We start from the raw sequence: 12,663 nt of genomic DNA on the forward strand, positions 1-12,663 counted from the left end.
TGACGGGCATGCGTCGCACGGTGGGGCGGGACGCCTCAGCCGGCGTCCGGGTCCGTCAGCAGCGCCTCGGTGAGGAGCGGTGCCACCTGGTCGATCTGCCAGGGGCGGGCGCCGTGGTGGGTGAGGACCGTGGCGACCGACTCCTGGGTCGGGTCGGCCGGCGGCTCCCAGCACAGCCGGCGCACCGTGTCCGGAGTGATCAGGTTCTCCTGCGGGAGGTTCAGCTGCTCGGCGAGCGCGCTGACCGCCGCGCGGGCGGCCGACAGCCGGGCCGCCGCGGCCGGGTCCTTGTCGGCCCAGGAGCGGGGCGGCGGCGGGCCGTTGAGCGGCTGGCCGGGCTGGGGGAGCTCGCTCTCGGGCAGCGCCCGGGCGCGGTCGACGGCGGCCTGCCACTGCTCCAGCTGCCGGCGGCCCATGCGGTGCCCGAAGCCGGGCAGCGCCGCCAGCGCGTGGCTGTTCGCCGGCAGATGCAGCGCCGCCTCCACGATCGCGGCGTCGCCGAGCACCTTGCCGGGCGAGACGTCGCGCCGCTGGGCGACCTGGTCACGGGCCGTCCACAGCTCCCGTACGACCGCCATCTGACGGCGCCGGCGGACCTTGTGCATACCGGACGTCCGGCGCCAGGGGTCCTTGCGGGGCGGTGGCGGGGGCGCGGCGGCGATCGCCGCGAACTCCTGCCGGGCCCACTCCAGCTTCCCCTGCCGCGTCAGCTCCTCCTCCAGCGCATCGCGCAGATCCACCAGCAGCTCGACATCGAGCGCGGCGTAGCGCAGCCAGGGCTCGGGGAGCGGGCGGGTGGACCAGTCGACGGCGGAGTGGCCCTTCTCCAGGGCGTAGCCGAGGACGTTCTCGACCATCGCGCCCAGGCCGACCCGGGCGAAGCCGGCCAGCCGTCCGGCCAGCTCGGTGTCGAACAGCCGGCTGGGGACCATCCCTATGTCACGCAGGCACGGAAGGTCCTGGGTGGCGGCGTGCAGCACCCACTCGGTGTCGCCGATCGCCTCGCCCAGTGCCGACAGGTCGGGGCAGCCGACCGGGTCGATCAGTACGCTGCCGGCGCCCTCTCGGCGCAGCTGGACGAGGTAGGCGCGCTGGCCGTAGCGGTAGCCCGAGGCCCGCTCGGCGTCGACGGCCACCGGGCCCGTACCGGCCGCGAACGCGGCCACGACCTCGGCGAGCGCCTCTTCCGTGGCGGTCACCGGGGGGATGCCCTCGCGGGGCTCCAGGAGAGGGACCGGCGCCGGTCGGGAATCCGGAGGCGAGTCTCCGGGTGCTCGCAGTGTCGTGTCTGCTGCGGTCTTTTGGGCGTCGGTCACCAGTCAAGGGTATCTGTGTATGCACGTCGCCCGTCGAGGGAACGTTCCCTCGACGGGCGAGCCGGTCGTGTGCAGGGTCAGTGGATGATGCCGGTGCGCAGGGCGACCGCCACCATGCCGGCGCGGTCACCGGTGCCGAGCTTGCGGGCGATCCGGGCGAGGTGGCTCTTGACGGTCAGTGCCGAGAGCCCCATCGAGACGCCGATGGCCTTGTTGGACTGGCCCTCCGCCACCAGCCGCAAAACCTCGACCTCACGGCCCGACAGCTCCCGGTAGCCACCGGGGTGTCCGGGGGCACCCGGCGGGCGGCGCTGCATCCGGGCCGCGTTGGCGCCGATCGGTGAGGCACCTGGGCGGCCCGGAATGCCCAGGTTGGTACGGGTTCCGGTGACGACATAGCCCTTGACGCCGCCGGCCAGGGCGTTGCGTACCGCACCGATGTCGTCGGCCGCGGAGAGCGCGAGACCGTTGGGCCAGCCGGCCGCCCGGGTCTCGGACAGCAGCGTGAGGCCGGAGCCGTCGGGAAGGTGGACGTCGGCAACGCAGATGTCGCGCGGGTTGCCGACGCGGGGACGGGCCTCCGCGATGGACGACGCCTCGATCACGTCGCGCACTCCGAGTGCCCACAGGTGGCGGGTGACGGTGGAGCGGACGCGAGGGTCGGCCACGACGACCATGGCCGTCGGCTTGTTCGGGCGGTAGGCGACCAGGCTCGAAGGTTGCTCGAGGAGAACAGACACCGGGCCTCCTGGGGGGAGTGGCGGGGACGGAAGCCGGCTTGGGGGAGCCGGATTGATCCGTGTTTGAAGGGTCACTGACCTCTTCGGCAGCAATCCGGCCGGACTTTAGACTTTGATCACGATTTAGTTAGGGGCAATTCGGGCAAATCGGATGGGTGATCGATCAGGTGTGGGCACGGAGTGCATACCGAGATGATCAGAGCCGTACGCGAAGGTGATCATTGCGGGCGTGGGGTAACGCCGGGGAAGACAGATCAGCGCGACTGGGCGCCGCGGCGCTGCGGCAGCGGCACCACCCCGCCGCGCGGCGCCGGATCGAGGGTGGCCGGCGGCAGCCCCGCGACCTGGCACAGCAGATCGCACCACGCCGACAGATGCGCCGCCACATCCGGCACCCCGCCGGGCCCTTCGGCCGGCGTCCAGGAGGCCCGGATCTCGATCTGGGTCGCCGGCTCGCGCTCAGCCAGCCCGCCGAAGTAGTACGACCCGGCCCGGGTCACCGTGCCGCTCGGCGCGGCGTACCGCACCCCGCGGGCATCCAGCGCACCCGTCAGCCACGACCAGCACACCTCCGGCAGCAGCGGATCGGCGCCCATCTCCGGCTCCAGCTCCGCCCGCGCCAGCGTCACCACACGGAACGTGCCGTGCCAGGCCTCGTCCCCGGCCGGGTTGTGCAGCAGCACCATCCGTCCGTCCGCCAGATCCCGGTCCTCGCCGCCGGGCCCCGAGCCGCGGTCGACGACCGCCGCCTCCAGCGCGTACGCGTACGGGGCGAGCCGCTTCGGCGCGGGTGTCGGGTCGATCTCGATCTCCGGCCGCAGTCGTGCCGTGCGGAGCGCATCGACCGCCTGACGGAAAGGGATCGGGGCCTCGTCCGCGCTGTCCGCGAGGTGTTCGTGAGCCGCAGCCATGCCCGGAAGATTAGGCGGAAGACGACCCGCATACGGGGAGGACACCCGGTGCGCGCGTCGCCCATTCGGAGGCCCCCCGGGGCGCATGCGAAGATTTGGGGCGTGAGCGCCAACGACCTTCCCCAGGCTCCCCACTTCGATCGAGCAGGGGAGACCCCGATGACGGGCCAGCAGCAGACCGCCACCTACGACTCGGCTTTCCTCAAGGCCTGCCGGCGAGAGCCGGTGCCGCACACGCCGGTGTGGTTCATGCGGCAGGCGGGGCGCTCGCTGCCGGAGTACCGCAAGGTCCGCGAGGGCATCGCGATGCTCGACTCCTGCATGCGGCCCGAGCTGGTCACCGAGATCACGCTTCAGCCGGTGCGGCGCCACGGCGTCGACGCCGCCATCTACTTCAGCGATATCGTCGTCCCCCTCAAGGCCATCGGCATCGACCTCGACATCAAGCCCGGCATCGGCCCGGTCGTCGAGAACCCGATCCGCACCCGCGCCGACCTGGCGCAGCTGCGCGATCTCACCCCCGAGGACGTCTCCTACGTCACCGAGGCGATCGGCCTGCTCACGCGCGAGCTGGGCGGCACCCCGCTGATCGGCTTCGCCGGCGCGCCGTTCACGCTCGCCAGCTACCTCGTCGAGGGCGGCCCGTCGCGGACGTACGAGAATGCCAAGGCGATGATGTACGGCGACCCCGAGCTCTGGGCCGACCTGCTCGACCGTCTCGCGGAGATCACGGCCGCGTTCCTGAAGGTGCAGATCGAGGCGGGCGCCTCGGCCGTCCAGCTCTTCGACTCCTGGGCCGGCGCCCTCGCCCCGTCCGACTACCGCCGCTCGGTGCTGCCCGCCTCCGCCAAGGTCTTCGAGGCCGTGGCCGGGTACGGCGTCCCGCGCATCCACTTCGGCGTCGGCACCGGTGAGCTGCTGCGGCTGATGGGCGAGGCCGGCGCGGACGTAGTGGGCGTCGACTGGCGTGTCCCGCTCGACGAGGCCGCCCGCCGGGTCGGCCCGGGCAAGGCGCTCCAGGGCAACCTCGACCCGACCGTCCTGTTCGCCTCCACGGAGGCCGTCGAGGCCAAGACCCGCGAGGTCCTCGACTCGGCCGCAGGCCTCGAGGGCCACGTCTTCAACCTCGGCCACGGCGTCATGCCGTCCACCGACCCGGACGCGCTCACCCGCCTCGTCGAGTACGTCCACACGCAGACGGCGCGCTGAGCGGAACTGCGCCGCCGCCCCCGGGCGTCGTGGAGGGCATGAACGCGACCCCCGACGTCCCCGCGGCGGAGCTCGCCGCCGCCTGGGAAGAGATACGCGCCGAGTACTACGCGGACCACGACACGGACCTCGTCCTGTCGTGCGCCCGCGCACTCGCTGCCGACCCCGGCGGCGCCCGCGCCTGGCTGTGGACCTTCGGGCTGCTGATGACGGCCGACTACCTCAGCTTGCAAGGCGCCTCCGACACCGCCGTGTCGGCCGTACTCGACGCGCTGCGCGCCACCGACCGGGAACTGCGCGAGCGCCCCTGCGGGCACGGCCGGCACCCCTACGAGGGCGACCTGGACGACGAGCTGGAACGCCTCGCCACCCTCCTCCCGCTGCTGGACGGCGACGGATCCGCGGCCGGTGCGGCCACGGATCCGGACGACGGGGACGCGCCGGAGCTGTGGCGCTGCCCGCGCAACATCGCCGGCTACGCCCGGGTGGCGATCGACATCCTCGCCCCGGGCACCACCGACGGCATCCCGGCCCGGCTGTCCACCGCCGACCAGGACGAGGTCCGGGACCTCGCCTCGCTCGTGCAGGGCTACCCGGCCCCGGGGGTCAGCGTGTCCTGGTCGCTGTCCCACTACGGCAAGGCCCTTGCCGCCGCGACCGGGGACGCCGAGCGCGCCGGACTCGTCGTCCTCGTCGGTGCGCTGTCCTGGTATGCCGCCGCCGGCCCGGTTCCGTCTCCGGGACCGCTCGACGATCTGATCGCCGGGCTGGCCTCCGTACCGGGGGTGAGGAGCGAACTCCACTGCAAACATGGCGAGTTGGGGCACCCCGCCCTCCCCAAGGCCGCGGAGGACGTCATCGGGACCGGGATGTGCCTGAAGAGCCCGCACGCCCGGAAGCTGATCGAGGAGCCGGGCGGGCCGGCCGGTGCCGGAATGCCGCTGGAGGCCTGGCTCTGCCCGGCCTTCCTCGCCGCGCTGGCCCGCGAGTCGCTGGCGCGGATCCGCGCGGCCCGCGAGAAGCAGTTCGGCCCCCGCCGCTAGGGATGCTCAGTCGCCGGCGGCCCGTACCGCCCCCGTCGCCTTGCGGGCGGCGACCAGCACCGGGTCCCAGACCGGTGAGAACGGCGGGGCGTAGCCCAGGTCGAGGGCGGTCATCTGCTCCACCGTCATCCCGGCCGTGAGCGCGACCGCCGCGATGTCCACCCGTTTCCCGGCGCCCTCGCGGCCGACGATCTGCACCCCGAGCAGCCGGCCCGTACGGCGCTCGGCGAGCATCTTGACGTGCATCGGGCGGGCGCCCGGGTAGTAGCCGGCCCGGCTGGTGGACTCCACGGTCACCGTGACGAAGCGCAGACCGGCGGCGTGCGCATGCCGCTCCAGCAGCCCCGTCCGCGCGATCTCCAGATCGCAGACCTTGCTGACGGCCGTGCCGACCACCCCGGGGAAGGTCGCGTAACCGCCGCCGGCATTGGTGCCGATGACCTGACCGTGCTTGTTGGCGTGAGTGCCCAGCGCGATATGCCGGGTGTGGCCCGAGACCAGGTCGAAGACCTCGACGCAGTCGCCGCCCGCCCAGATGTGGTCCTGGCCGCGCACCCGCATCGCGAGGTCGGTGAGCAGCCCGCCGGACTCGCCCAGCGGCAGCCCGGCCGCGGCGGCCAGCGTGGTCTCCGGGCGTACGCCCATGCCCAGCACCACCACGTCCGCCGGGTACTCGGCGTCCTCGGTGGTCACCGCGCGGGCCCGTCCCGCGTCCGTCAGCACACCGGTGACGGTCGCCCCGCACACCGTCTCGATGCCCATTCCGCACATCGCCTCATGGACCAGTGCGCCCATGTCCGGGTCGAGGGTGGACATCGGCTGTGCGCTCTGCTCCAGAACGGTGACCTGGTAGCCGCGCAGGATCAGCGCCTCCGCCATCTCCACGCCGATGTACCCGGCGCCGACCACCACCGCCCGCCGGCCCGCGGACTTCTCCAAGGTGTCCAGCAGCGCCCGGCCGTCGTCGAGGTTCTGGACCCCGTGCACCCCCGGCGCGTCGATCCCCGGCAGGTCCGGCCGCCGCGGCCGCGCACCGGTCGCCAGCACCAGCTTGTCGAAGCCGGTCCACGACTCCCGGCCGCCGTCGTCCAGCTCCCGGGTCCGCACCCGGCCCCGGTCCAGGTCGAGTTCGGTGACCTCGGTCCGCATCCGCAAATCGATCTCCCGGCTGCGGTGCTCCTCGGCCGTACGGGCGATCAGCGCGTCCGGCCCCTCGACGACACCGCCCACCCAGTACGGAATCCCGCACGCGGAGTACGACGTGAAATGGCCGCGCTCGAATGCCGTGATCGCCAGCTCGCCGGGCTCCTTCAGCCGCCGTGCCTGTGAGGCGGCCGCCATCCCCGCCGCGTCACCGCCCACGATCACCAACCGCTCCGCCGCCATGCGCCTACGGTACGGCCTCCCACGTTGTCGGCTGTGGCGCCGTGCGTGTTCTCGCCGTTGCGCCGTTCCGCTGCGCTTGGCTTTTCTCCCCGCGTTGTTGGCTTTCTCGCCGTGCGTGTTCTCGCCGTTGCGCCTGCGGCGGGCGTGGGTTTGGCGGGTGCGGTGACGGTCCTCCGGGGCAGGGTTTCCGGACTGCTTCGCTTTACGTCCGGAAACCCTGCCCCTCCGGCCCGTCCCCTCCCGTTGAGGGGTGGGGAGGAGACCGGTGGGGGTACCCGTAAGTGGGCGGGTGCGCGTTCGTGGATCCAGTCACAGCAACTGGGGATGAACGGCCCGCCCCCACTCAGGTTTTCCCACCCACTCACGGGAGGGGCCGCGCCGCAGGACGAAGTCCGGAGGAGCGGCACCGCACCCGACAACCCACGCCCGCCGCGTGGGGGTACCTCCCACGCCCTTCAGGCAGTGGGGGAGCAACGGCGAGACGACCCACGGCGCCGCAGCTGACAACGTGGGAGGCCCCGCGAAGGGCGCAACGGCGAGCAACACCCACGGCGGGAAAGCCGAAAACGTGGGAGGGCCGACAAAGCGCAGCGGTTAGCGGTCGAGTACGAGGGCCAAGCCCTGGCCCACGCCGATGCAGAGGGCGGCGAGGCCGGTGCCCGAGCCCAGGGCGGCGAGCTGGTGGGCTACCGAACCGGCGAGGCGGGCGCCGGAGGCGCCGAGTGGGTGGCCGATGGCGATGGCGCCGCCGCGGGGGTTCACCACCGCGGGGTCCAGTTCCGGCCACTGGCCGATGCAGCCCAGGGCTTGGGCCGCGAAGGCCTCGTTGAGCTCGAAGGTCGTGACCTCGGCGAAACCGCGGCCGGCGCGGTCCAGGGCCCGCCGGACCGCCTCCACCGGGCCCAGACCGAAGAGCTGCGGTTCGATGCCGGTCACGGCGCTCGCGCGGATACGGGCCAGCGGCTCGCGCCCGGTGGCCCGCAGGCCCTCCTCGTCGACCAGCAGCAGGGCCGCGGCACCGTCGTTGAGCGGTGAGGAGTTGCCGGCCGTGACCGTTCCTCCGGCCGTACGGAAGACCGGCTTCAGCTTGGACAGGGCCTCCAGTGAGGAGCCCTCGCGGACGGTCTCGTCGCGGGCCAGCTCCACGCCGGGGACCGGCACCACTTCGGCGTCGTAGCCGCCCTCACGCCAGGCGCGGACCGCCTTCTGGTGGCTGGCCAGTGCGAAGACGTCCTGCTGTTCGCGGGTGATGCCGTGCTGGTCGGCGATCAGCTCGGCGCCCTCGCCCAGTGCGACCGTCCACTCGGGGCGCATCCGCGGGTTGACCATCCGCCAGCCCAGCGTCGAGGAGAACATCTCCTGATGGCCCGCGGGGAAGGCCCGTTCGGGCTTGCGCAGCACATACGGCGCGCGGCTCATCGACTCCACCCCGCCCGCGACGGCGATATGCGCATCGCCGTGCGCGATGGCGCGGGCCGCCTGGATGACCGCCTCCAGTCCGGAGCCGCACAGCCGGTTCACGGTCACGCCGGGGACGGTCACCGGCAGCCCGGCCAGCAGCACCGCCATCCGCGCCACGTTCCGGTTGTCCTCGCCGGCGCCGTTCGCATCGCCGAAGCAGACGTCGTCGATCCGCGCCGGATCCAGCTCCGGGGTGCGGTCCACCAGGGCCTTGAGGACATGGGCGGCGAGATCGTCGGGCCGGACCCCGGCCAGGGCGCCGCCGTACTTGCCGACCGGCGTCCGTACCGCATCGACGATGTACACATCCCGCAGACGTGTGTCGGTCATCAGGCGCTGTCCTCGCTGTCCCGGTTAGACGGTCGGCGGGCGGTACGAAGATCGCTGCCCACCGACCCGAGTCTTTGCCCGCCGCTGTCCGCTGTCAACGGGGTCCCCGGTCATCCTCTGCGGCCACCTCGGCGCGGCCGGCGTCCATGCGGACGCCGGTCGTGGCTCTGTCGCCCGTCGTACCCCAGGTCGACATCCGGCCATGGACCCGGCGTGCGCTCTGAGAGAGTGGGGGCATGAGCGCAGCGCACACCAGTACGGGCCGGGGGCCCGGCCGCACCGGTCATGTCGTGGTTGTCGGAGGGGGCATCTCCGGTCTGGCGGCCGCGCACCATCTGCTCGACGGCGGTGCCCGGGTGACCGTCCTGGAGGCCTCGGACCGGCTCGGCGGCAAGCTGCGTACGGGTGAGGTCGCGGGTGTGCAGGTCGACCTCGGCGCCGAATCGATGCTGGCCAGGCGGCCGGAGGCGGTGGACCTGGCGCGCGCCGTGGGGCTCGGTGAGCGGTTGCAGCCGCCCACCACCGCCAGTGCGTCGCTGTGGACCCGCGAGGCGCTGCGCCCGATGCCCAAGGGCCACCTCATGGGCGTCCCCGGGGACCTCGCCCCGCTCGCCGCGTCCGGGGTGCTCTCCCCGGAGGGGCTCGCCCGGATCGAGGAGGACACCCGGCTGCCGCGCACCGAGGTCGGCGCGGACGTGGCGGTCGGCGAGTTCGTCGCCCGGCGCATGGGCCGTGAGGTCGTCGACCGGCTCGTCGAGCCCCTGCTCGGCGGGGTCTACGCGGGCGATGCGTACAAGATCTCGCTGCGCGCCGCCGTGCCGCAGCTGTTCGAGGCCGCGCGGACGCACCGCTCGCTGCTCGAAGGCGTACGGGAGATCCAGGCGCGGGCCGCCGCCGCGGTCCACCAGAGCGGCCCCACCGCGACCGGGCCCGTCTTCATGGGCATCGACGGCGGCATCGGTACCCTGCCGGGCGCGGTCGCCGAGGCCGTACGGGCCAAGGGCGGCGAGATCCGTACCGGTACGCCGGTCGTCGACGTCCGGCGGACCGCCGACGGCTGGCACCTCGGCCTCGACGGCGACCGGCTCGCCGCGGACGCCGTCGTCCTCGCCACCCCCGCACCCGACACGGCCCGCCTCCTCACGGACGTCTGCCGGCCCGCCGTCACCGAGCTGACCGCCGTCGAGTACGCCTCGATGGCCCTGGTCACCCTCGCCTTCCGCCGCGCCGACCTGGACCGGCGGCCCACCGGCAGCGGCTTCCTCGTGCCGCCCGTCGACGGCCGCAAGATCAAGGCCGCCACCTTCTCCAGCAACAAATGGGGCTGGACCGACGGCGCCGATCCGGACCTCTTCGTGCTGCGCACCTCCCTCGGCCGCTACGGCGACGAGGCGGACCTGGCGCGCGAGGACGCCGAGCTGGTCGCCCTCTCGCGCGTCGATCTGCGCGACGCGGTCGGCCTGACCGCCTCGCCGGTCGCCTCCCGGGTCACCCGCTGGGAGGGCGGACTGCCCCAGTACCCCGTCGGACACCTGGAGCGGGTGGCCCGTATCCGGGACGCCGTCGGGCAGCTGCCGGGCCTGCGGGTGTGCGGTGCGCTCTACGAGGGCGTCGGCATCCCGGCCTGCATCGCCTCGGGCCGCAGGGCCGCCGACGACATCCTCCGCACCCTGTCGCCGGACGCCGCCGCCGGCGAGTGAGAATGGATGACATGACAGACGCTTCCACCCCCGCTTCCGCGCCGCAGACCCCCGCGGCGCCCGAGAAGGCTCCCAACGCCGGCAAGAAGGCCAAGGACCTCAACGAGGTCATCCGCTACACCCTCTGGTCGGTGTTCAAGCTGCGCGACGTCCTCCCCGAGGACCGCAGCGGCTACGCAGACGAGGTCGAGGAGCTGTTCGCGCAGCTCGCCGCCAAGGACGTGGTGGTCCGCGGCACGTACGACGTGTCCGGTCTGCGCGCCGACGCCGACCTCATGATCTGGTGGCACTCGGAGAGCTCGGACGCCCTCCAGGAGGCGTACAACCTCTTCCGCCGCACCCGGCTCGGCCGCGCGCTGGAGCCGGTGTGGTCGAACATGGCGCTGCACCGCCCCGCCGAGTTCAACAAGTCGCACATCCCGGCCTTCCTGGCCGACGAGCAGCCGCGCGCCTACGTGAGCGTCTACCCCTTCGTGCGCTCCTACGAGTGGTACCTCCTCCCCGACGAGGACCGCCGCCGGATGCTCGCCGACCACGGCAAGATGGCCCGCGGCTTCCCGGACGTGCGCGCCAACACCGTGCCGTCGTTCTCGCTCGGTGACTACGAGTGGGTGCTCGCCTTCGAGGCCGACGAGCTCTACCGCATCGTCGACCTGATGCGTCATCTGCGCGGCTCCGAGGCGCGGATGCACGTCCGCGAGGAGATCCCGTTCTACACCGGCCGGCGCAAGCCGGTGGCCGAGCTGGTCGCGGGCCTGGCCTGATCTGCCCGCACGGAAACGGGCCGTCCCCTCAGGGACGGCCCGTTCCGCATGTCTGCGGGGCTGCGCTACTTCCCCGGCCGCGCGTGCGGCGCCCGGGTCGTCGCCTGGCCCGGCACCGGCTCCGCGCGCGGTGCGCAGTACGCCCGGTGCGCCGGGACCTTCCCGTGCAGCAGATACGCCTCGGCGTACTTGTTCACACAGGCGTTGTCGTTGAAGGCGACGCCATGGGTGCCCGCGCCGTTCTCGGTGACCAGCGAGGAGCCGGGCAGCCGCCGCTGGAGCTCCACCGCGCCCTTGTACGGCGTTGCCGCGTCCCGCTCGGCCGCCAGCAGCAGCACCGGCGGCAGCGCACCGGGCTCCGTGTGGACGTCGAGCGGGGTGCGCCGCCCGTGCAGCGCACCGTCGAGCGCGGTCGCCGCGGCGTGATCGGTGGCGTCCGCCAGCTCCCGCCCCGCGCCGTGTTCCGCCCGGCGGGCGGCCGCCTCGACCCCGGCCTGGGCCGACTCCGAGTGGCTGGGCCAGAAGGCACACGGCAGGTTCATCCAGGCGTTGTCCCAGGTCTCGAACGGCGCGATCCGCGCGACCTCGGTGTTGTCCCGGTCCCAGGTCCGCCAGGAGCGCGGCCAGTGCGCGTCATTGCACTCCACGGCGGTGTAGACGGCGTTGGCGTTCTCCTCGTCCCTGGCGCCGGAGGGCCGCGGCAGGGCCTGGGCGATCAGCGGCTTGGGATCGCCGTGCAGATACCCCGACAGCGCCTGGGCGCGCAGCGGCCAGTAGGCGTCGTTGTAGCCGGTCTTGAGGAACGCCGACTGAAGCTGGCCGGGGCCGATCTTGCCGTTGAGGGGCTGCTGGCGCAGCTTCTTCGTGGCGGTGTCGTACGCCCCCTGCACCGCCCCCTTGGTCTTGCCGAGGTGGTAGTGGTCGTCGTGCTTGGCGACCCAGCGCAGCCAGTCGCCCCAGCGGCGCTCGAAGGCGATGTTCTGGTCGAGGTTGTTGCGGTACCAGATCTTCCGGGGCGCGGGGTTGACCACGCTGTCGAAGATCATCCGGCGGACGTGCCCGGGGAAGAGCGTCGCATAGACCGCACCGAAGTACGTCCCGTACGAGGCGCCCATGAACGTCAGCTTCTTCTCGCCGAGCGCGGCCCGCAGCATGTCCAGGTCGCGGGCGTTGTTGACCGAGTTGTAGAACGGCAGGTCCGCCCCGGCCCGGCGGGCACAGCCCCGCGCGTACGCCTTCGCCTCGGCCACCTTCTTGCGCTTGAAGGCCGCGTCCGGGTGCATCCGGCTGTCGGTGGGCGCCTTGGCGAACTCGCCGGGGTCCTGGCACGACAGCGGCGCCGAGCGGCCGACGCCGCGCGGGGCATAGCCGACGAAGTCATAGGCGCGGGCCACCCTGCGCCACTTGGGAAGCGCGCCGTAGAGCGGGAACTCCAGGCTGGACGCGCCGGGGCCGCCGGGGTTGAAGACCAGGGAGCCCTGCCGTTCGCCGCGCGCGGTGGCGCGGATCCTGCTGACGGTGAGGTCGATCTTCTTGCCGTCGGGGCGCGCGTAGTCCAGGGGGACGGTGAGTTTGCCGCACTCGACGGTCGACGGCAGATGCTCCACCGGCGCACAGCGGCCGAAGTCGATGCGGTGCGCCACCGGCGCCGGCGGCGCGCCGGCCGCTTCCGTGGCGCCGCCTGCCGGGGGCGTGGCAAGGGCGGTCATGATCAGCGACCCGATGGTGCCGTACAACGCAAGTGCTCTCACTGGCCGTCCCTTCGTGTGTGCATACAAAAGGGATAGTTGGGTCGGTGATTGT

The 12,663-nt window shown here is 72.9% G+C and carries 10 protein-coding genes; 4 read left to right on the forward strand and 6 right to left on the reverse strand.

Annotated features, from left to right (window positions below):
• Positions 1-35 precede the first annotated feature (35 nt).
• The 3 genes from ACZ55A_RS27515 to ACZ55A_RS27525 all read right to left on the reverse strand — a co-directional run bounded on the left by ACZ55A_RS27515 (position 36) and on the right by ACZ55A_RS27525 (position 2,967).
• Positions 36-1,316 carry an HRDC domain-containing protein gene (locus ACZ55A_RS27515; RefSeq protein ID WP_468845334.1) on the reverse strand — a complete coding sequence of 427 codons (1,281 nt, stop codon included), beginning with the start codon at positions 1,314-1,316 and terminating at the stop codon, positions 36-38.
• Between the two features lie 77 nt (positions 1,317-1,393).
• Positions 1,394-2,056, reverse strand: coding sequence for a response regulator transcription factor (locus ACZ55A_RS27520; RefSeq protein WP_084774702.1), 663 nt, complete (start codon positions 2,054-2,056; stop codon positions 1,394-1,396).
• A 254-nt stretch (positions 2,057-2,310) separates the two neighbouring features.
• A complete protein-coding gene (locus ACZ55A_RS27525) occupies positions 2,311-2,967 on the reverse strand; it encodes a DUF3000 domain-containing protein (protein WP_468845336.1) in 657 nt (218 codons plus the stop codon).
• Positions 2,968-3,069: 102 nt separating this feature from the next.
• Between ACZ55A_RS27525 and hemE the strand changes: the two genes are divergently transcribed.
• Positions 3,070-4,176: a uroporphyrinogen decarboxylase gene (gene hemE, locus ACZ55A_RS27530; RefSeq protein WP_468845338.1), complete on the forward strand. Its 1,107-nt coding sequence runs from the start codon at positions 3,070-3,072 to the stop codon at positions 4,174-4,176.
• 38 nt (positions 4,177-4,214) lie between these two features.
• The gene (locus ACZ55A_RS27535; RefSeq protein WP_468845341.1) at positions 4,215-5,219 is read left to right on the forward strand and encodes a hypothetical protein; all 1,005 of its coding nucleotides are present in this window, start codon (positions 4,215-4,217) and stop codon (positions 5,217-5,219) included.
• 6 nt (positions 5,220-5,225) lie between these two features.
• On the opposite strand, the gene ACZ55A_RS27540 is transcribed toward ACZ55A_RS27535, so the two are convergent.
• Complete coding sequence (locus tag ACZ55A_RS27540) at positions 5,226-6,605, reverse strand: FAD-dependent oxidoreductase (RefSeq protein ID WP_468845343.1); 1,380 nt, start codon at positions 6,603-6,605, stop codon at positions 5,226-5,228.
• Between the two features lie 594 nt (positions 6,606-7,199).
• Entirely contained in the window at positions 7,200-8,396 is a 1,197-nt protein-coding gene (locus ACZ55A_RS27545; protein WP_468845346.1) for a thiolase family protein, read from the reverse strand.
• 236 nt (positions 8,397-8,632) lie between these two features.
• Between ACZ55A_RS27545 and hemG the strand changes: the two genes are divergently transcribed.
• Both hemG and hemQ read left to right on the forward strand, forming a co-directional pair.
• Complete coding sequence (gene hemG / locus ACZ55A_RS27550; RefSeq protein WP_468845349.1) at positions 8,633-10,096, forward strand: protoporphyrinogen oxidase; 1,464 nt, start codon at positions 8,633-8,635, stop codon at positions 10,094-10,096.
• Between the two features lie 2 nt (positions 10,097-10,098).
• The gene (gene hemQ, locus ACZ55A_RS27555) at positions 10,099-10,860 is read left to right on the forward strand and encodes a hydrogen peroxide-dependent heme synthase (RefSeq protein ID WP_468845352.1); all 762 of its coding nucleotides are present in this window, start codon (positions 10,099-10,101) and stop codon (positions 10,858-10,860) included.
• A gap of 65 nt (positions 10,861-10,925) precedes the next feature.
• Here hemQ and ACZ55A_RS27560 read toward each other — a convergent pair whose 3' ends face one another.
• Entirely contained in the window at positions 10,926-12,611 is a 1,686-nt protein-coding gene (locus tag ACZ55A_RS27560; protein WP_468845355.1) for an alpha/beta fold hydrolase, read from the reverse strand.
• Positions 12,612-12,663 lie beyond the last annotated feature (52 nt).

This window comes from Streptomyces sp. NPDC034111 (assembly GCF_055575375.1).

What these genes read in the sequence shown, in the direction of transcription:
- ACZ55A_RS27525 (WP_468845336.1), bottom strand. Translation starts at nt 2,967, where the DNA reads ATGGCTGCGGCTCACGAACACCTCGCGGACAGCGCGGACGAGGCCCCG.
- ACZ55A_RS27535 (WP_468845341.1), top strand. Translation starts at nt 4,215, where the DNA reads ATGAACGCGACCCCCGACGTCCCCGCGGCGGAGCTCGCCGCCGCCTGG.
- ACZ55A_RS27540 (WP_468845343.1), bottom strand. Translation starts at nt 6,605, where the DNA reads ATGGCGGCGGAGCGGTTGGTGATCGTGGGCGGTGACGCGGCGGGGATG.
- ACZ55A_RS27545 (WP_468845346.1), bottom strand. Translation starts at nt 8,396, where the DNA reads ATGACCGACACACGTCTGCGGGATGTGTACATCGTCGATGCGGTACGG.
- hemG (WP_468845349.1), top strand. Translation starts at nt 8,633, where the DNA reads ATGAGCGCAGCGCACACCAGTACGGGCCGGGGGCCCGGCCGCACCGGT.
- hemQ (WP_468845352.1), top strand. Translation starts at nt 10,099, where the DNA reads ATGGATGACATGACAGACGCTTCCACCCCCGCTTCCGCGCCGCAGACC.